At 70.0% G+C, this 18,839-nt stretch carries 17 protein-coding genes; 11 read left to right on the top strand and 6 right to left on the bottom strand.

From position 1 onward, the window contains the following. Nucleotides 1-68 precede the first annotated feature (68 nt). Nucleotides 69-521 carry a MaoC family dehydratase gene (locus tag ABTZ89_RS19025; protein WP_270951625.1) on the top strand — a complete coding sequence of 151 codons (453 nt, stop codon included), beginning with the start codon at nucleotides 69-71 and terminating at the stop codon, nucleotides 519-521. Nucleotides 522-678: 157 nt separating this feature from the next. Here ABTZ89_RS19025 and ABTZ89_RS19020 read toward each other — a convergent pair whose 3' ends face one another. The 5 genes from ABTZ89_RS19020 to ABTZ89_RS19000 all read right to left on the bottom strand — a co-directional run bounded on the left by ABTZ89_RS19020 (nucleotide 679) and on the right by ABTZ89_RS19000 (nucleotide 6,419). Then, nucleotides 679-2,328 (bottom strand): AMP-binding protein, encoded by a 1,650-nt coding sequence (locus ABTZ89_RS19020; RefSeq protein ID WP_351046345.1) that lies wholly within the window; start codon nucleotides 2,326-2,328, stop codon nucleotides 679-681. A gap of 116 nt (nucleotides 2,329-2,444) precedes the next feature. Further along, nucleotides 2,445-3,062, bottom strand: coding sequence for a TetR/AcrR family transcriptional regulator (locus ABTZ89_RS19015; RefSeq protein WP_270951627.1), 618 nt, complete (start codon nucleotides 3,060-3,062; stop codon nucleotides 2,445-2,447). Nucleotides 3,063-3,141: 79 nt separating this feature from the next. Then, entirely contained in the window at nucleotides 3,142-3,915 is a 774-nt protein-coding gene (locus ABTZ89_RS19010; RefSeq protein WP_351046341.1) for an SDR family oxidoreductase, read from the bottom strand. Beyond that, nucleotides 3,908-4,663, bottom strand: a complete 756-nt coding sequence (locus ABTZ89_RS19005; RefSeq protein WP_270951629.1) for an SDR family oxidoreductase — start codon at nucleotides 4,661-4,663, stop codon at nucleotides 3,908-3,910. The genes ABTZ89_RS19010 and ABTZ89_RS19005 overlap by 8 nt, the downstream gene beginning before the upstream one ends. An 85-nt stretch (nucleotides 4,664-4,748) precedes the next feature. Next, nucleotides 4,749-6,419: a class I adenylate-forming enzyme family protein gene (locus ABTZ89_RS19000; protein ID WP_502949565.1), complete on the bottom strand. Its 1,671-nt coding sequence runs from the start codon at nucleotides 6,417-6,419 to the stop codon at nucleotides 4,749-4,751. Nucleotides 6,420-6,586: 167 nt separating this feature from the next. Here ABTZ89_RS19000 and ABTZ89_RS18995 point away from each other — a divergent pair, with 167 nt between their 5' ends. From ABTZ89_RS18995 to ABTZ89_RS18985, 3 genes are all read left to right on the top strand, one after another. After that, a complete protein-coding gene (locus ABTZ89_RS18995) occupies nucleotides 6,587-7,564 on the top strand; it encodes a chitinase (protein ID WP_270951630.1) in 978 nt (325 codons plus the stop codon). Nucleotides 7,565-7,732: 168 nt separating this feature from the next. After that, complete coding sequence (locus ABTZ89_RS18990; protein ID WP_270951631.1) at nucleotides 7,733-8,317, top strand: DNA-binding protein; 585 nt, start codon at nucleotides 7,733-7,735, stop codon at nucleotides 8,315-8,317. Between the two features lie 40 nt (nucleotides 8,318-8,357). Then, on the top strand, nucleotides 8,358-9,014 hold the full coding sequence (locus ABTZ89_RS18985; protein ID WP_270951632.1) for an RES family NAD+ phosphorylase: 657 nt from the start codon (nucleotides 8,358-8,360) through the stop codon (nucleotides 9,012-9,014). A 70-nt stretch (nucleotides 9,015-9,084) separates the two neighbouring features. Here ABTZ89_RS18985 and ABTZ89_RS18980 read toward each other — a convergent pair whose 3' ends face one another. Then, on the bottom strand, nucleotides 9,085-10,119 hold the full coding sequence (locus ABTZ89_RS18980; protein ID WP_351046332.1) for a TerC family protein: 1,035 nt from the start codon (nucleotides 10,117-10,119) through the stop codon (nucleotides 9,085-9,087). Nucleotides 10,120-10,599: 480 nt separating this feature from the next. On the opposite strand from ABTZ89_RS18980, the gene ABTZ89_RS18975 reads away from it, so the two are divergent. The 7 genes from ABTZ89_RS18975 (at nucleotide 10,600) to ABTZ89_RS18945 (ending at nucleotide 18,638) form a co-directional block, all read left to right on the top strand. After that, a complete protein-coding gene (locus ABTZ89_RS18975) occupies nucleotides 10,600-13,410 on the top strand; it encodes an alpha/beta fold hydrolase (protein ID WP_502949564.1) in 2,811 nt (936 codons plus the stop codon). A gap of 41 nt (nucleotides 13,411-13,451) precedes the next feature. Then, nucleotides 13,452-14,342: an ABC transporter permease gene (locus ABTZ89_RS18970; protein ID WP_351046348.1), complete on the top strand. Its 891-nt coding sequence runs from the start codon at nucleotides 13,452-13,454 to the stop codon at nucleotides 14,340-14,342. A gap of 451 nt (nucleotides 14,343-14,793) precedes the next feature. Next, a complete protein-coding gene (locus tag ABTZ89_RS18965) occupies nucleotides 14,794-16,662 on the top strand; it encodes a sensor histidine kinase (RefSeq protein ID WP_351046329.1) in 1,869 nt (622 codons plus the stop codon). A 46-nt stretch (nucleotides 16,663-16,708) separates the two neighbouring features. Continuing rightward, complete coding sequence (locus tag ABTZ89_RS18960; protein ID WP_270951635.1) at nucleotides 16,709-17,146, top strand: roadblock/LC7 domain-containing protein; 438 nt, start codon at nucleotides 16,709-16,711, stop codon at nucleotides 17,144-17,146. 2 nt (nucleotides 17,147-17,148) lie between these two features. Continuing rightward, complete coding sequence (locus ABTZ89_RS18955; RefSeq protein ID WP_270951636.1) at nucleotides 17,149-17,508, top strand: DUF742 domain-containing protein; 360 nt, start codon at nucleotides 17,149-17,151, stop codon at nucleotides 17,506-17,508. Further along, nucleotides 17,489-18,061: a GTP-binding protein gene (locus tag ABTZ89_RS18950; RefSeq protein ID WP_270951637.1), complete on the top strand. Its 573-nt coding sequence runs from the start codon at nucleotides 17,489-17,491 to the stop codon at nucleotides 18,059-18,061. The genes ABTZ89_RS18955 and ABTZ89_RS18950 overlap by 20 nt, the downstream gene beginning before the upstream one ends. Nucleotides 18,062-18,086: 25 nt before the next feature. Further along, nucleotides 18,087-18,638 (top strand): GAF domain-containing protein, encoded by a 552-nt coding sequence (locus ABTZ89_RS18945; protein ID WP_270951638.1) that lies wholly within the window; start codon nucleotides 18,087-18,089, stop codon nucleotides 18,636-18,638. The last annotated feature ends 201 nt before the right edge of the window (nucleotides 18,639-18,839 follow it).

Genomic DNA, 18,839 nt, shown 5'->3' with positions numbered 1-18,839 from the left:
GTGCGTAACAGTGTTCGAACACTGTTACGCACTCACGACCCCCACCGTCCACACAGGAGGTTCCCGCAGTGCGAGTGTTCACGAGCAAGGAAGAGATCATGGCGGCCAAGGGCGAGCCGCTGGGCAGCAGCGAGTGGCTGACCATCACCCAGGAGCAGGTGAACCAGTTCGCCGACGCCACCCTGGACCACCAGTGGATCCACGTCGACGTCGAACGCGCCGAGCAGGGACCGTTCGGGGCGCCGATCGCGCACGGCTTCCTCACCCTGAGCCTGCTCTCGAAGCTCAACTCGCAGAACTACCGGTTCGAGGGCGCGAAGATGGGGATCAACTACGGCCTGAACAAGGTCCGCTTCCCCAGCCCGGTCCCGGTCGGCGCCCGCATCCGCTCGGTCGCCGAGCTCGCCGACGTCACCGAGGTCGAAGGCGGCGTGCAGCTGACGATCAAGTCCACCATCGAGATCGAAGGCGCGACGAAACCGGCCTGCGTCGCCGAAGGCCTCACCCGAGTCGTCTTCTGACTGCGAAGGGTGTCCGGACCGGCTGCCGGTCCGGACACCCTCCTGGCGAACTGATCTCGCCCCGAAGCTCCTGCGAATTTATTTTGGTTGACACTGAAACGACAGGAGTAAATGAAGATCTTTCACGTGCGGACGCGCCCTCCCCGCTGAACCGCCGTCAGCGGTCGCGGAGGTGGCGGCGGAGGATCTTGCCCGTCGGGGTCTTCGGGAGTTCCGGGAGGATTTCGATCTCGCGCGGGTACTTGTAGGCCGCCATCTCGTTGCGGCAGTGGGCGATCAGGTCGTCCGGGGTGGCCGAGGTGCCCGGTTTCAGGGTGACGAAGGCCTTCACCGACTCGCCCCGATAGGTGTCCGGGACACCGACCACCGCTGCCTCCAGGACCGCCGGGTGGGTGTAGAGGACGTCCTCCACCTCCCGGGGCCAGACCTTGTAGCCGGCCGCGTTGATCATGTCCTTCTTGCGGTCCACCGCGAAGAACCAGCCGTCGGCGTCCATGAAACCGACGTCGCCCGTGCGCATTTCGCCGTCCGGCAGCGCCGACGCGGTGGCCTCGGGCTTGCGCCAGTAACCGGGCACCACCTGGGGCCCGGCGATCGCGATCTCGCCCACCTGGCCGACCGGGGCTTCCGCACCGGCGTCGTCGAGGATCCGCACCGCCGTGCCGAAGATGGGCAGTCCGATCGACAGCGCGCCGGACGCCGGGTCCACCGGTGCGCGCGTGCCCGGCGGGACGAGGTGGGTGATCGACGTGGTCTCGGTCAGGCCGTAGGCGTTGTGGATGTAGTGGCCGGTCCGGTCCTGGAACTGCTGGTTCACCGCCGGCGGCACCGGCGCGCCACCCGAGTAGACCAGCCGGAACGAGCGGAAGTCCTCGGCCGACACCCCTTCCACCGCGGACAGGCTGATGAACGCGGTGATGGCGCCGATGGTGAACGTGGGGCGGTGCTCGCGGATCGCGTCCAGGACGACCTCCGGCTGGAACCGGTGGACCAGCACCAGCGGGCACGGCACGAGCAGGCTCAGCGCGAAGTGCCCGACCAGACCCGTGATGTGGAACAGCGGAGCGACGCCCAGGACGCTGTCGGTCGGGGTAATGCCCATCCAGTCCCGGAAGGCCTGCGCGTTGAACGCGATCACGGCGTGGGTGTTCATCGCACCCTTGGGCTCACCGGTCGTGCCGGAGGTGTAGGTGAGGACGGCGACGTCGGAGGGCGATGGCGGGTCGGCCACCGGGGTTCGACCGGCGTACCGGTCGACGAGTCCGAGCAGGTCCAGCGCCTGCCCGCGGTCCACCTCCGCCTGCGGCATGACGCGGGGATCGTCGCGGGTCTGCCAATCGCGCGCCGAGCAGGTGATGACGGTCGAGACCTTCGTGACGCCCGAATCGAGCACCTGCCGTGCGACCGGGAGCAGCTCGTCCAGGCAGACCAACGCGGTGGCGCCCGAATCGGTCAGGAGGTAGGACAGCTCCCGCGCCTTGTTCATCGGATTGATGACCACGGCCGCTCCCCCGGCCTTCCACGCGGCCACCACCGCGACCACGAACGCGGGGTTGTTCTGCACGTAGACGCCGAGCCGGTCGCCCGGTCGAAAACCGTTGTCCTGCAACGCGACCGCGAGCGCGTCGGATGCCGAGTCCACGTCGGCCAGGGTGAGCTGCCCGTCGAAGTAGCGGATCGCCGCGGTCCCCGGTGCGCGGGCCACTGCGGCGCGGAACAGGTCGAGCGCGGTGCCGTGCTCGACCTCGATGTCCGCCGGGAGGTTCCCGTAGTGGGCGAGCCAAGGACGCTGCGCGTAGCTGCTCATCTGACCACCCCTTTCCCGCCAGCGGTGTTCCTTGCCGCGACTGCCTGGAATCTCGCACCTCGGCACTGCGCGGTCAAGCCCGGAAGATCAGCGAAAACCGTTGGACCGCACCGGGATCACGGGCGCAGCGAGGCCAGCAGCAGATCGGCGAACTGCTCCCCGACGTCCTCCCCGGTGAGCTCGCCGTCCTGGCGGAACCAGGTGCCCAGGTGGTGCACCGCGCCGAAGAAGAAGTCCACCACCAGGTCCGGCGACTTGTCGGTCCGGAACACCCCGTCGCGCTGCCCCTCTTCGATCAGCGCGCACACCCGCTCGTGGTAGCGGCGGCGCTCCGCGCGGACCTCGGTCTGCTTGTCCGCGTGCAGCAGGTGCATGGAGCGGAAGAAGATCTTCGTGTCGTCCAGGTTCGCCGCCGTGGTCGCGACGACGTCGGCGGCCACGGCGTGCAGCCGCTCCTGCACCGGGGAGTCGCTGTCGGCCGCGCTCTCCATCCGCGCGTGCTGCACCCGCAGCACCCGCGCGTAGATCTCGTAGAGCAGGTCGTCCTTGGAGCCGAAGTAGTGGTACATCGCCCCCTTGGTGACCCCGGCCGCGTCCACGATCTGCTGCACCGAGGTCAGTTCGTAGCCCTGCTCGGCGAACAACTTCGTCGCCACCGAGAGCAACCGCTGCGGGACCGGCTCGTCACCTGCCGCCGTCGCGGCGGTGGTGCGGCCGTTGGCCACCCGCGCCATGTCAACCTCCCCTGTCGATCCCCGCTCAGCGTATCGACCCGCCGGTCCGCTGCGCCGCGGACCGGCGAGGATCCGCCCGTCATCCCAGCTTGCGCTGGAGCTTGCGCATGCCCGCCTGCCACCGCTGCGGCTGGGCGGCGCGCAACGCGTAGTAGTCGGCGACCTCCGGGTGCGGCAGGATCAGGAACTCGCCGCTGTCCAGCGAGTCGGCGACCAGGTCGGCGACCTGCTCCGGTTCCAGCGCTCCATCGTCGAGCAGCGTCTTGCCCGCCTGCCCGCTGCTGCCGAGCATGTTCGTGCGCACGCCCTGCGGGCACAGGGCCTGCGCGGTGATGCCCTTGTCCGCGTAGGTGATCGCCAGCCATTCGGCGAAGCCGAGCGCCGCGTGCTTGGTCACCGAGTACGGCGCGGCCTGCAGCATCGTCAGCAGCCCCGCAGCCGACACCGTGGCCAGGAAGTGCCCGCTCCCCCGCTCCAGCCAGTGCGGGAGCAGCGCGCGGGCGGCGCGGACGTGCGCCATGACGTTGACGTCCCAGGAATCGGCCCACGCCGCCTCGTCGGCCTCCGGGCCTCCGCCGCGGGAGATCCCGGCGTTGGCGCAGAACAGGTCGATCCGCCCGTGCTCGGCGAGAGCGGCGTCGACCAGCGTTCGCACCCCGTCCTCGCTCGCGGCATCGCCCGGCACCGCCAGGCCGCCGACCTCCGCCGCGACCCGCTGGACGCCTTCGGTGTCCACATCGGCCAGCACGACCTGCGCTCCGAGCGCGGAGAACTTGCGGGCCATCGCCGCACCGATGCCGTTGCCCGCACCGGTGATCACCACCGCTGAACCGGCCAGCTGCACCTCACACACCGCCCGTCAACGTCACGCCGCCGTCGAGCACCAGCACCTGGCCGGTGATCCAGGACGCCTCCTCGGAGAGCAGGAACGCCGCCGCACCGCTGATGTCGGACGGAATTCCCAAGCGCTGCAACGGGTACTGCGCGGCGACCTCGTCCTCGCGGCCTTCGTAGAGCGCGGTGGCGAACTTCGTCTTGACCACCGCCGGAGCGATCGCGTTGACCCGGACCTTCGGACCGAGCTCCACCGCGAGGTCCTTGGTGATGTAGGACAGCATCGCCTTGGTGGCGCCGTAGAAACCGATCCCCGGCGCAGGCCGCACACCGGCCACGGAGGACACGTTGAGCACCGAACCGCCGTGCTCGCCCATCCACGCCCGGTGGACCTGCTGGGTCCACGACAGCGCGGCGAGCACGTTGACCTCGAAGGACTTGCGCGCGACACCGGGGTCCACGTCCAGCAGCGGGCCGTAGGCCGGGTTGATGCCGGTGTTGTTGACCAGCACGTCCACCCGGCCGAACGCCTCGACCGTCTTGGCCACCGCTTCGGCCTGGTGCTCGGTGTCGTCGGCCTTGCCCGCGATGCCGAGCGCGTGCTCGGCGCCACCCAGCCCCTCCACCGCCTCGGCCAGCGGTTCGGGCTTGCGCGCGGTCAAGGTCACCTTCGCGCCCTCGGCCACCAGCCGCTCGGCGATGGCCAGGCCGATGCCCCGGCTGGCACCGGTCACGACCGCCACCCGACCGTCGAAACGCTTGCTCATCTACGTCCTTCCTCTCCGCCGTTCACGCGATTTCAATGGAAATCAGACGTCCGATTTCAATGGAATTTGCGTACCCCCGGTGCCGCTACTCCGCCGCGCGAGCGGTGTCGCGGAGTTGGCGGCGCAGGATCTTGCCAGTGGCCGTCTTCGGCAGCTCGTCGAGGATTTCGACGCTGCGCGGGTACTTGTAGGCGGCCAGCTGCTTCTTGCAGTGCTCGACGAGCTCCTCGGGTTCCGCCGTCCGGCCGCGGCTCAGGCTCACGAACGCCTTGACCGTCTCGCCCCGGTAGGCGTCGGGCACGCCGACGACGGCGACCTCGCGCACCGCCGGGTGTCCGTAGAGGACGTCCTCCACCTCGCGCGGCCACACCTTGAACCCGGAGGCGTTGATCATGTCCTTCTTGCGGTCCACCACGTAGAACCAGCCCTGGGCGTCCATGAACCCGACGTCGCCGGTGTGCAGCCGGCCGTCGCGGATCCCGGCCGCCGTCTCCTCGGGCTTGTCCCAGTAGGACGGCACCACCATCGGTCCTTCGATGACGATCTCGCCGACCTCCCCCACCGGCAGCTCGGCGCCCTCGTCGTCGACGATGCGCACCACCGCGTCGAAGGTCGGCAACCCGACGCTGAGGGTGCCCGAGGCCTCGTCCACCGGAGCTTCCAGGTGCGGCGGCACCGAAGTCGCGGTCGCAGTGGTCTCGGTGAGCCCGTAGCCGTTGCGGATGTAGTGGCCGAACCGCTCGCGGAACGCCTCGACCACCGCCGGCGGCAGCGGCGCCCCGCCGGAGTGCACCAGCTCCAGCGACGAGAAGTGGTCGGCGGTGACCTCCGGGTGGTTCATCAGCGCCATGTACGCGGTGGACGGGCCGACCATGTAGCTGGGCCGGTGTTCGGCGAGCACGTCGAGCACCACGCCGGGCTCGAAGCGGTAGGCCAGGTCCAGCTGGCGCCCGGCGGCCAGCGCACCGCCGAGCTGGCAGACCAGTCCGGTGATGTGGAACAGCGGTGCGAGCGCGAAGATCCCGTTCCCGCCGGTCTCCCGGAGCCGGACGGCGACGCCTTCGGAGTTGAACACCACGTTGCCGTGGGTGTTGGTGGCGCCCTTGGGAACTCCGCTGGTGCCGGAGGTGTAGACCAGCAGCGCGGTGTCCGAACTGGACGGTGTCACCGCGGGCGGCCGCCTCCCCGCGTTGGCCCGCGCGACGGCGAGCAGGTCCGCGCACCCGGCCGCGGGGCGCCGCTCGATGCGGCTGAACAGCCGCGGGTCGTGGCGGGTCTGCAGGTCCAGCTCGCTGGTGGTGACCGCGACGCGCACCCCGGCGGGTCCGGCCAGCTCGCCGAGCACGTCGTGCCAGCCCTGCTCGGAGGAGACCACCGCGGTGGGCCGCGCGTCGGCGAGGATCCGGGTCAGCTCGCGGCTCCGGTACATCGGGTTGAGCGGGACCACGATCGCCCCGGCCTTCCACCCGGCCAGCAGCGCGATCGCGAACTGCGGCACGTTCTGCAGGTACACCGCGATCCGGTCGCCGACGGCGACGCCCTCGTCGACGAAGTGCTGCGCCAGCCCGTCGCTGAGCTCGTCGAGCTCGCGGAAGCTGAGCCGGCCGTCGAAGTAGGTGGTGGCGACCCGGTGCGGGTGCTCGCGGCACGCGGCGGCGAACACCTCGAGCAGGCTGCCGAACCGCGGTTCGATCGTTTCGGGGATCTCGCCCGCGTAGAGCTCCAGCCACGGCCGTGCGTCGTAAGGGCTGACCAACACGCCACCTCCACGTTGAGACCGACCAGTCGGTACGTCCAGTCAACGACCCACACCCCGCCGCGTCAACCCTCCCCCGCTTCGCAACATCGCCAAACCGTTGACCGCCCAGCTGGTCTAGTCCATTTTGCGAAGACGCATCCGGTACGAATCCCCCGGAGGTCCGCATGAAGAAACGCCTGGCCGCCCTGGCCGCGGCGGCCCTGACCGCGCTCGCCCTCGCCCCGACCGCGACGGCCGACGCGCCGCAGGCGCTCCCGAAGCACCAGCTCACCGGCTACTGGCAGAACTTCACCAACAACGCCAAGCCGCTCAAGGTCAGCGACATCTCGCCGAACTACGACCTGATCGCCCTGGCCTTCGCCAACGCCGACCCGGCCCGCCCGGGCGCGGTCACCTTCAACGTCGACCCGGAGCTCTCCACCGCGCTCGGCGGCTACACGGACGACCAGCTCAAGGCCGACATCGCGGCGAAGAAGTCCGAGGGCAAGTCGTTCGTGCTCTCCATCGGCGGCGAACTGGGCAACGTCGACCTGGGTTCCGAGGCGAACGTCGCCAACTTCGTCGATTCCGTCGGGAAGATCTTGGCGGACTACGGGATCGACGGGCTGGACATCGACCTGGAGCACGGCTTCAACGTCCCCAACGCCACCACCGCCGTTCAGCGGTTGCGCGAACAGGTGGGCGACGGATTCCTGCTGACCATGGCCCCGCAGACCCTCGACGTGCAGCCCGGCGGCAGCTACCTGGAGCTGATCGGCAACCTCAAGGACGTCATCACCGTCGTGCACACCCAGTACTACAACTCGGGTTCGATGAACGGCTGCGACGGCCAGGTGTACAGCCAGGGCTCGGTCGACTTCATCACCGCCCAGGCCTGCGGCCTGCTTCAGGTGCTGCGACCGGACCAGGTCTCGCTGGGCCTGCCCGCCGCGCCGTCGGCAGCGGGCAGCGGGTACGTGGAGCCCGCGGTGGTCGGCAACGCGCTGAACTGCCTGACCGCCGCGAAGGACTGCGGTCAGTACACCCCGGACCAACCGCACCCCGAGCTCAGCGGCGTCATGACCTGGTCCATCAACTGGGATGCCAGCAGCGGCAACGCCTTCTCGGACCCGGTCCGGGCGCATTTGGACACGCTGCCGTAATCAAGAACGACTCCGGTCGGGCATTCGGCCCACGATCACGGTGCTCCGCAACCCGACCGGAGTCGCGCGATCGTCACAGTCCGCAATCCACATGCTACGAAAAGTGAGATTCCGCACCAGGCGCACGTTCGCGCACACATTTCTGCCGTACCGCGCTACCCTGGAGGCATGTCAGCCGCGCTGGAGACCGTGTTGGCACGAGCCGGTTTAAAGGTCACCGCCAACGAATTCCTGACACTGGTCGAGGATGCAGCCAAGAAGCTCACCTCGCCCCAGGGAGACCCAGCCGCGCACTTCACCGACGCGGAACGGGCCGCCCTGAGCGAGGCGGGGCTGGACCTGACGCCGCTCAGCGACGCCGAAGTCGACCCCCGTGCGCGCACCGTCGCCGAGCAGGCGGTGCTGCGCGACACCGCGCTGTCGGTCAACCAGGCCGCCGAGCGGATCGGGGTGGACACCAGCCGCATCCGGCACCGGATCAGCGAACGCCGCCTGATCGGCTGGAAGGACCGCGGTGGCTGGCGGCTGCCCGCGTGGCAGTTCACCGACACCGACGCGCTGCCCGGCCTGGACGTGGTGCTCGCGCTGATGCCGGTGGACCAACCCTCGCTGGTGCTGGCCAACTTCATGACCACGCCGCAGGAGGACCTCGAACTCGGGGACCGCCCCGCGAGCCCGCGCGAGTGGCTGCTGGCAGGCGGCGACCCGCAGCGGGTGGCCGAGCTCGCCGCCACCATCGGCACCCCGGCCTGATCGCACACCCCATCCACCGAGAACTCGATCCAGGACCTCCATGGCACGGCTACCCCAGCCGCCTGCGCCCGCTGTGCTGCAGGCGATGCTCCGGCGCACCGAAGACGTCATCGCGGTGCCGGCCGGTACTCGCCTCGTGCGCGTTTTCACCACCGGGGGCAACCACCCCCAGCAGTGGAACAGCTTCCGCTACGCGGGTCCGCTGCCGCACGCCCGGTTCGACCCGCACCTGCCCAACGCGCAGGGCGGGCCGACGGTCACGCGCGAGCACGGCGTCCTGTACTTCTCGCTGTCGGTGCAGACCTGCATCGCAGAGGTGTTCCAAGCGACTTCCACAGTGGACCGCCGGTCCCGCAGCCCGCAGCTGGTGCTGTTCCGTCCACGTCGGACGCTGCGCCTGCTCGACCTGACCGGCCTGTGGCCGACCCGCGCCGGCGCCTCGCAGGCGATCGCCACCGGACCCAAGCTGCGCACCCAGGCGTGGGCCCGCGGCATCCGCGCGGCCTACCCGGAGCTCGACGGCCTCTGGTACCGCTCCTCGATGGACGCGGGCAGCCCGTCGCTGTGCCTCTGGGATCCCCCGGCGGCCACGGCCCTGCCCGACTCCCCCGACGTCCTGCTCCCGCTGAGCCACCCGGGCCTGGACGTACCCCTGGGACGGGTGTGCAAAGAACTCAGCTACACCCTCCTGGACTGACGTTCGAGCCGCTGGCCTGAAACGCGAAGGTGCCCGGAGCTCCGCTGAGCTCCGGGCACCTTGGTTCGGGTCAGGCCTTCTCGGCCTGCTCCGCCTCCGATTCGACCTCGCCGTTCTTCTTGGCCTTGGCCAGGCTCGCCCAGGTCGTGATCGCCAGGACCAGGACGATGAAGCTCAGCGACATCCAGTTGGTGATCTCCAGCCACTCCGGCACCAGGTGGTACTCGTGGAACGCGTGGATGATCAGCTTGATGCCGATGAAGCCGAGGATCACGGCCAAGCCCACCGACAGGTAGATCAGCTTGTCCACCAGGCCGCCGAGCAGGAAGTACAGCTGCCGCAGCCCCATCAGCGCGAAGGCGTTGGCGGTGAAGACCAGGAACGGGTCCTGGGTGATGCCGAAGATCGCCGGGATCGAGTCGACGGCGAACAGCAGGTCGGCGCTGCCGATCGCGACGATGACCACGAACATCGGGGTCAGGAACTTCTTGCCGTCGATCTTCACGACCGACTTGTGTCCGTGGTAGTCATCGGTCACCGGGAACACCTTGCGCACCCAGCGGACGACGGCGTTCTCCTTGTACTCCTCGTCCTCGTCCTTCTTGCGCACCATGCTGACGGCGGTCCAGATCAGGAACGCGCCGAAGATGAAGAAGATCCAGACGAACTGCTCGATCAGCGCGGCGCCCACGGCGATGAAGGCACCTCGCATCACCAGCGCCAGCAGGATGCCGATCAGCAGCACGCGGTGCTGGTGGATCGACGGGACCGCGAAGCTCGACATGATCACCATGAAGATGAACAGGTTGTCGATGCTCAGCGAGTACTCGGTGATGTAACCGGTGAAGTACTGGATGGCGAAGTGCCCATCGCCGAAGATCCAGACACCGACGCCGAACGCCACCGCGCAAGCGACGTAGAAGGTGACCCAGCGCGCCGCCTCGCCCGTGGTGACCTCGTGCGGCTTGCGGTCCACGATCACCAGGTCGATCAGCAGCAGCAGGGCCAAACCGCCGAGCGTGGCGGCCCAGATCCACCACGGGATGTCGAGCCGGTCAGCGGCTCGTGATGCCTGCTGGGCCAACAACGTCACGTCGGCACCCATGGTCACCTCCGGTTCAGGGCGTACGCCAAAGGACCGGAGGTCTCTTCCACCGGCTTGGCAGCCGGTCGACGGCACCGGGCTTGTCCTGGCAAGTTCCGTGATGACGACGCCGCCGCGAAGGAATACTCCCCTCCACTTGCCAAGATTGTCACTTATGCGCACCCCTCGACACCAGCCGGGGGCCACCACAAGCAACGAACATCACGCACGGACCGTAATGGGCATATCCCCCAGGAGCAACGCTGGACACGCCGGTGGTGTCCCGACGGCGGCCGGATCGGGCCTTGTCCTCCCGCCGATCACCGTTATGATCACCCGGACCCGGTCCCAGCCGGGACCGCACGCGGGGATGCGGCAACGACCCGATGGCGGGCACGACGAGGTGTCCGGTTTCTGTTTGGTCTCTGGTTCATAGCTTCTTGGTCTTCGCACTCGTCTGGATACGAACCGGTGCTCCCCTCTTCCCCTACTGTCGAAAACGTGTCCGCATCCCGTCGTCGCCGCACGCGCATCGCGCTGGCCGCGCTGTCCTGCATCGCCGTGGTGGTGCTCACCGCTTTCCTGTGGAACGGTGAACAACCGCGCCACGCCACCCCGGAACGTCCGCGGGAGGCGATGGTCGACGTGGTGGACGGGCCCGACGACTCGCAGCGGATCCAGATCGACGTCACCCTCTACGCCCCGGCCGAGACCCCGGCGCCGACGATCCTGCTCGCGCACGGCTTCGGCGGCAGCAAGGCCGACACCGCCACGCAGGCCCAGGAACTGGTGCAGCGCGGCTTCACGGTGCTCACCTACTCCTCCCGCGGTTTCGGCCGGAGCACCGGCCAGATCGCGCTCAACGATCCCGACTACGAGGTCAAGGACGCCCAGCAGCTGCTGGACTGGCTGGCCCGCCAGCCCGAGGTGTCCCGCGACGGCGACGGCGATCCGAAGGTCGGCGTCACCGGCGCGTCCTACGGCGGCGCGCTGAGCCTGATGCTGGCCGGTGCCGACCACCGCGTCGACGCCATCGCCCCGGTGATGACCTACAACGACCTCGGCCAGGCGCTGCTGCCCAACAACGCTGCGCGCCAGGCCCGCGCCACCCCCACCCCGGCCGGTGGCTCGTTCAACGACAAGGGCGTGTTCAAGCAGGCGTGGGCCGGGCTGCTGTTCGCCGCCGGGAGCGCGCCGCGACCGCACGACGAGCCGGACACCGGGAGCAGCTCGCCGAACGGCCCGACCGGCCCGCAGGGGCAACCGCTGACCTGCGGCAACTTCACCGATCAGGTGTGCGCGGCCTACAGCGAGGTGGCGCAGACCGGGCGCGCCGGGCAGGCGACGCTGGACCTGCTGGCCCGGGTCTCGCCGAAGTCGGTGACCGCCGGCATCAAGGTGCCGACGCTGCTGGTGCAGGGCGAGCGCGACACCTTGTTCGGCCTCGACCAGTCCGACGCCAACGCCCGGCAGATCACCGCGGCCGGCGGCGAGGTCAAGACGATCTGGTTCGCCGGCGGCCACGACGGCGCCGAACCCGGGCCCGTGCAGCGCCAGCAGATCGCCGACTGGTTCGCCTTCCACCTCGGCGGTGTGGGGCCCGCGCCGGAACAGCCGAACGACTTCCAGTTCGACATCGCCGGGCGCCCGCAGCGCAACGGCGAGATCCCGGTCCGCACCATCACCGCCGACTCCTACCCGGGCGTGCAGGACGCCGAGCGCGTGCCGCGCTTCTCGCTGCCCCTGCACGGCCAGGCCACCGAAATCGTCAACCCGCCCGGCGGCAACCCGGCGGCGACCAGTTCGCTGCCCGGCGCCTCGCAGGCGCTCGACGCGGCGGGCAGCCTCGGCCAGTCGGTGGCGCGGGACCTGCCCGGCCAGACCGCGGTGTTCCGCACCGATCCGCTGGACAGCCAGCTGCTGATCTCCGGCACGCCGCGAACCCGGTTGTCGGTGGCCTCGGTGAAGGGCCAGCCCGCCACCGGCAGCGCGGTGCTGTTCGCCAAGCTCTACGACGTCGACCCGGACCAGAAGCGCACCCTGATCGGCAACGCGGTCTCCCCGCTGCACGTGACGGACCTGCCGCCGGACGGCACACCGGTCGAGGTCGACGTGGCGCTGCCCGGAGTGGTGCACCCGCTGGAGACCGGTCACCGCCTGGAACTGGTCGTCTCGACCACCGACCAGGCCTACGCGCGGCCGAAGGAACCCGCCGTGCACCGGGTCGGGCTCGCCGGGGGTGCCGAGGTGACGATCCCGTCGGTGCGCGGGACCGCGACCAGCGCCAACGCCGTGCCGGCCGAACCGCTGGTGGGCATCGGGGTGCTGGCCGGGCTGGTGCTGGCCGCCTGGGTGATCTCGCGGATCCGCCGCAAGAGCAGCGACGACCTGGACCCGATGCTGTCCGACACGCCGCTGGTGATCGCCGGGCTGACCAAGTCCTACCCGGACAAGCCCACCGCCGTGCAGGACCTGTCGATCCGCGTCGAGCGCGGCCAGATCGTGGGGCTGCTCGGCCCCAACGGCGCGGGCAAGACCACGACCCTGCGCATGCTGCTGGGACTGCTGCACCCGAGCTCCGGGCAGGTCCGGATCTTCGGCCACCGGCTGGTCCCCGGCGCCCCGGTGCTGTCGCGGGTCGGCGCGCTGGTGGAGACCCCCGGTTTCCTGCCGCACCTGTCCGGTGTGGACAACCTGCGCTACTACTGGGCGGCGACCGGACGGCCCATGCTGCAGGCCCGCTTCGACGAGGTCCTGCAGATCGCCGGCCTGGACAGCGCCGCGCAGCGCCGGGTGCGCACCTACAGCCAGGGCATGAAGCAGCGGTTGGCGATCGCCCAGGCCATGCTCGGCCTGCCGGAGCTGCTGGTGCTCGACGAGCCGACCAACGGGCTGGACCCGCCGCAGATCCACCAGATGCGCGAGATCCTGCGCCGCTACGCCGCCACCGGGCGGTCGGTGCTGGTGTCCAGCCACCTGCTCGCCGAGGTCGAGCAGACCTGCACCCACGTGGTCGTGATGCACAACGGTCGCCTGGTGACCACCGGCAGCGTGGCCGACATCGTCTCGGTCGACGGCGAGGCGACCTTCCGGGTCGACGAGCCGCAGCAGGCCGCCGCGGCGCTGCGCACGATCGAGGGGCTGGGCCAGGTGGAGGTCGACGGCGACCTGGTGCACGCCGACCTGGCCGGGCACAAGGCGGCCATCGCGGTCAACGTGCTGGTCGACGCCGGCGTCTCGGTGCACCAGGTGGGTCCGCGGCGGCGCCTGGAGGACGCTTTCCTGCAGCTGGTCGGAGAGGAGAAACGGTGACCGACGAGCCGCAGACCAGCGGGCCCGCGAAGGTCGGGCAGCTGGACACCACCGAGACCGCGCTGGTGCGCTCGGGGCGCAGCCACCCCGCGCAGCCGGACGGCGGCATCGAGGGCTACCGCGCGAAGCGGACGCTGCCGGTGCGGGTGGAGTTCGCCCGCCAGCTGCGGCGCCGCCGCACCCGGCTGACGCTGGGTTTCCTGGTGGTGCTGCCGGTGTTGCTGCTGCTGTCGTTCGAGATCGGTGACGCGGTCGGCCGCGGGCGGACCTTCGCCGACATGGCCACCGAGAGCGGGCTGAACTTCACCGCGTTCACCCTGTTCGCCTCGACCGGCTTCCTGCTGGTCGTGGTGGTCGCGCTGTTCTTCGGCGACACGGTGGCCAGCGAAGCGTCCTGGTCGAGCCTGAAGTACCTGCTGGCAGCGCCGGTCCCGCGGGTCCGGCTGCTGCGGCAGAAGGCGATCGTCGCCGGACTGCTGTCGATCTTCGGGCTGGTGCTGCTGACCGCGATCTCGCTGGGCGTGGGCGTGCTCTGGTACGGCGCCGGGAACATGGTGACCACCACCGGGGAATCGGTGCCGTTCGGCTCCGGGCTGGCGAGCCTGGCGGCGGCGACCGCTTACCTGGCCGTGCACCTGACCTGGATCGCAGGTCTGGCGCTGTGGTTGAGCGTGAGCACCGATGCGCCGCTGGGCGCGGTCGGCGGTGCGGTCGTGGTGTCGATCCTGTCGGAGATCCTCGACCAGATCAACGCGCTCGGGAGTCTGCGCACCTACCTGCCGACGCACTACTCGACCGCCTACGCCGACCTGCTCGGCGCGGACGTCGACTGGACGGAGGTCACGCACGGCGCTTTTTCCGCGCTGACCTACGCGACGCTGTTCACCGCGCTGGCGATCTGGCGCTTCCAGCGCAAGGACATCACGAGCTGACGGCTGTTCCGGCTGGTCGCGGTCGTTCCGTCCACACGCGACCAGCCGGCGGTCCACCCAGAACTCCTGGAATTGCGCCGAACGGAGGCGCAAGAATCACCCGAACGGGCCATTCGAAGCTCGCGCCCGATCCAGTTCGCACAGGTCAGCCGCGAACACCGCGACGTTCGCGCGCGGTTCCCGCGCCGATCCGCCCGCGGCCCGCCCGGCGACGACCGCACCGGGCCGGATCCGCGGTCATGCAGGAGTTTCACCCCGATCGGTGGCCGGTCCGCGCTTAATTGAAGCGTTTCCGAAGGTCAACACCCTCGCTACTGAATCTCCACTAGGGTCGCTAGGATCACTCCGGTGATGAGTTGATCAACAATCGAAACACCAGTAGTCCCGCGGTGACGTCCCCGACCCCCAGGCATCCGGTGCCCGTCGCCGTCTCCCCCGACCAAGGACGCTGATGTCTGAGTTCCCTCCTACCGCGTCGGAGCCCGACCGGTTACCCGCGTCGTCGCGCGACGCGGACGATGACCTGCGGCCCGAGCTGCAGCGACTGGTCCTGCTCCCGCTGACCGTCCTGCTCGTGCTCGCGGTCGCAGCAGCAGTGGTGCTGTCCCTCGACACACCCGTCGAGCTGCAGTACACCGTGCTCGGAATCGGAGCGGTCGGCTGCATCGCCGTGCTCTTCGCGGCCCACCGCAAGGCCACCGCAGCCGCCACCGAGATCAACCACCGGACCGAGGACTCCTCCCGGGACGTCCAGCGGTCCATCGACGACACCGCCCGCCGCGAGCGGCAGCGGGTCGACGCGCTGCGCAGCGAGATCGCGCAGGGCCGGGAAGAACTTCCCCGGCTGGTGGAACGGGTGCAGGCGGGCGAGCAGCCCGCGCCGAAGTGGCCCGCCGGCGAGCCCGCGGGCAACGACCCGTTCGAGCTGCTGTCCTACGAGATCCGGCAGGCGCAGGCCGCGGCCGAGTTCGCCGTTGTCCGCATGCACCAGTTCGCCGAGAGCGGCGCGGCCGTCGACCCGAGCGTCGCGGTGTTCGCCAACATCGCCCGCCGGGTGCAGTCGCTGGCGCACCGAGCGATCCAGCGGCTCGACGACCTCGAGCAGCGCGTCGAGGACCCCGACCTGCTCAAGGGCCTGTTCGCCGTCGACCACCTGGTCACCGGCGTTCGCCGGCAGGCGGAAAGCCTCGCCGTGCTCGGCGGTTCGATGCCGCGGCGCCAGTGGAGCCAGCCGGTCGCGATGTACACCGTGCTGCGCTCCTCGGTCGCCGAGGTCGAGCACTACGCCCGCGTCAAGGTGATCCCGCCGGTCGACGGCACGCTGCACGGCCACGCCGTCGCCGACGTCATCCACCTCGTCGCCGAGCTCGTCGAGAACGCGACCTCCTTCTCCGAACCCGACACCCAGGTCACCGTCAGCACCCAGCGGGTCACCGCCGGACTGGCGATCGACATCCGGGACCGCGGTCTGGGCATGAGCCAGGCCGACCGCCGCCAGCTGAACGAGCTGCTCGCCAACCCCGGCGCCGTGGACCGCGACGAGCGGCTCAAGGACGGCCGGATCGGCCTGTACGTGGTCGCGCAGATCGGTCAGCGGCACCAGGTCGCCGTCGAGCTCGAGAACAACATGTACGGCGGCACCGACGCCCACATCGTGATCCCGAACAAGCTGCTCGGCGAGGACGACGAGGCACCGGAGCCGGTGAAGTCCCCCGTGGACGCCATCGTGGCCCCGGAGCCGGCGCCCAAGCCGGCACCCGCGCCCGAACCGGCCCCCGCGCCGGAACCGGCCGCTCGGCCCGACCTGTCCTCCCGGCTGGAGCCGGCGGCCAAGCCGGCACCGGTCGCGCCGGAACCCGTCGCGGTCGAACCGGAGCCGGCCGTCGAGGCCTGGCCCGCGGCGCCCGAACCGGTCGTCGCGCCCGAGAACGGCACTCGCCGCGGGGTGCACCGCGCCCCCGTCGAGGCCATGGCCGGCAGCTCCAACGGGAGTTCCGCACCGAACTACGGGCGGCACTCCGGGATCGTGCCCATTTCGGCGACCAGCCCTTCGGACACGACCACCACCACCCAGTTCCCGAAAACGCAGCTCCCGAGCGAGCCGACCCCAACCGGGCAGTTCCCCGGGGAGAAGGTCCTCATCGACGAGAAGCGCCCGCCGCTACCGCGGCGCGATCGGTCCAAGAGCTACGTCGCCCCGGAGCTCGCCGGCGGTCCCCAAGCCGACGAAGCGCCGCGTGGCGGCCCCAACCCAGGCCTGTGGGCTGCATACCGGCAGGGTGCCGACTCCGACCGGCACCCCGACGAGCAGTCCGGCTGAACCGCTCGCTCCTTCCCCGCATTGATCCACAAGGAGTTCTACCCCGATGGCCAATGACGTGCCCGGTTCAACATCCGACCTGAGCTGGTTGCTCGCCGATCTGATGCGGCGAGTTCCGCACACCCGCTGCGCCCTGCTGGCCTCCTCGGACGGGCTGCGCCGATACCACCACGGACTGGATTCCGACGAGGCCGACGCACTGGCGGCCTGGGCCGCCGCGCAGTGCTCGCTGGCCCGCAACGCCGGTCACCGCTTCGGTGCCGGTGGCGGAGTCCGCCAGGTGGTGGCGGAGTTCGACGACATCATCTTCTTCGTCTCCGCCGCCGGCCCCGGCGCGGTGCTCGTCGTGCTCGCCACCCCGGAGGCGGACGCGGCGGTGCTGGGCTACGAGATCGCCCAGCTCGTCAAGCGCGTGCCCTCGCACCTCACCACCGCATCGCGGCAGCCCACCGCCGCGCGAAGCGCTGGCGATCTGGGCAGGTGACGATGTCGGGACCTCCGGACAAGATGTGGCTGGACAACGAAGCCGGCCCCCTGCTGCGGCCCTACTCGCTCACCAACGGCCGGACCCAACCATCCGCGACGCTGTCGCTGCAGTCGCTGGTGCGGGCCACCGGTCGGCTGACGCCGGAACGGGTCGAACCGACCCACGCCAAGATGCTGGAGCTCTGCCGGTTCGCCACCTCGGTCGCCGAGGTGTCCGCCCACCTGCGGCAGCCCGCCGTGGTCACCAAAGTACTGCTGTCCGACCTCATCGACTGGGGCGCGATCACCACGCGCGTGCCCACCGAGATGCCGGACCGAGATCAACTGGAGGCGTTGCTGCATGGTCTCCGACAGCTCTGAGCTGTTCCCGACCGCGTTCAAGTTCCTCGTCGCGGGCGGGTTCGGCGTCGGGAAGACCACGTTCGTCAGGTCGGTCAGCGAGATCGAACCGCTGACCACCGAGGAAACGCTCACCGTCGCCAGCATCGGCACCGATGACCTCACCGGTGTCGGCGAGAAGAAGACCACGACCGTGGCCATGGACTTCGGCCGCATCACGTTCGACCCGCAGAACATCGTGCTGTTCCTGTTCGGCACGCCGGGCCAGGAGCGGTTCTGGTTCATGTGGGAGGACCTGGTGCGCGGCGCGCTGGGCGCGGTGGTCCTGGCCGACACGCGGCGGCTGGAGGACTGCTTCGCCGCCGTGGAGTTCTTCGAGCAGCGCGGCATCGATTTCGTCATCGCCGTCAACCACTTCGAGGGCGGGTTCCACTACCGCCCGGAGGAGGTGCGCGAAGCTCTGGACATCAAGCCGCACATCCCGGTCGTGATGTGCGACGCGCGCGATCGCCGCTCGGCGGCATCGGTGCTGGTGCAGCTGACCGAACACGTCCTGACATCACGTCCACTGTAGACGCCATTTGGAAACGGAGTCCCCCATGACGACCTTCGACGAATCCGGCTACCGGCGCCTGACCCCGGTCGACACCCACGGGGCGGAGCGGGCCGCGCGTCTGCAAGAGCTCGGGTTGGGCGAACGCCCGGAGCCGGAGTTCGAGGAGTTCGCCAAGCGGGTCGCGAAGACCCTCGGTGTGCCCAACGCGATGGTCAACTTCATCAGCGCGACCCAGCAGTACGTCGGCGGCCTGTACTCGCAGGCCATGCCCGACGAGGGCGCGTCCGCCGGTCCGGAGATGCGCACCGCGCCGCTGGACACCGGCTACTGCCCGCACGTCATCGCGCGCGGCATCGCGCTGGTGCTCGAGGACGTCTGCGACTACCCGCGGTTCGCGGGCAACGACATCGTGGACCGGATGAACGTCCGCTCCTACCTGGGTGCGCCGCTGATCGACCGCACCGGCACCGCGCTGGGCACGCTCTGCGTCATCGACAGCGAGGTCCGCCCGTGGGGCCGCGACGGCCTCCACGCCATCAAGTCGCTCGCAAGCGAAGGCGTGGAGCTCATCCACAGCCGCGAACGACAGGGCTGAAGAGCCGGTCTTCGACCCTCTACAACGAGAAGAGCCCCGGCGTTTCACCAGGTGAAGCGCTGGGGCTCTTCTCGTTCTCCGGGCTGGGCCGTGCGCGCGGGGGTGAGGGGGGGCCCGCGCGGCGCGGGGTGGGGTGTGCCGGCGCCGCCTAGGGGGGAGGGGGGTGTGGTTTTCGCGGGGGCGCGGCGGGGAAAAACCCCA

The organism is Saccharopolyspora sp. NPDC002686, assembly GCF_040295745.1.
In the GTDB taxonomy this organism is placed as follows: domain Bacteria; phylum Actinomycetota; class Actinomycetes; order Mycobacteriales; family Pseudonocardiaceae; genus Saccharopolyspora; species Saccharopolyspora oryzae.
Note: the sequence above shows the minus strand (reverse complement) of the source record. Positions and strands in the feature narration are given on the sequence as shown.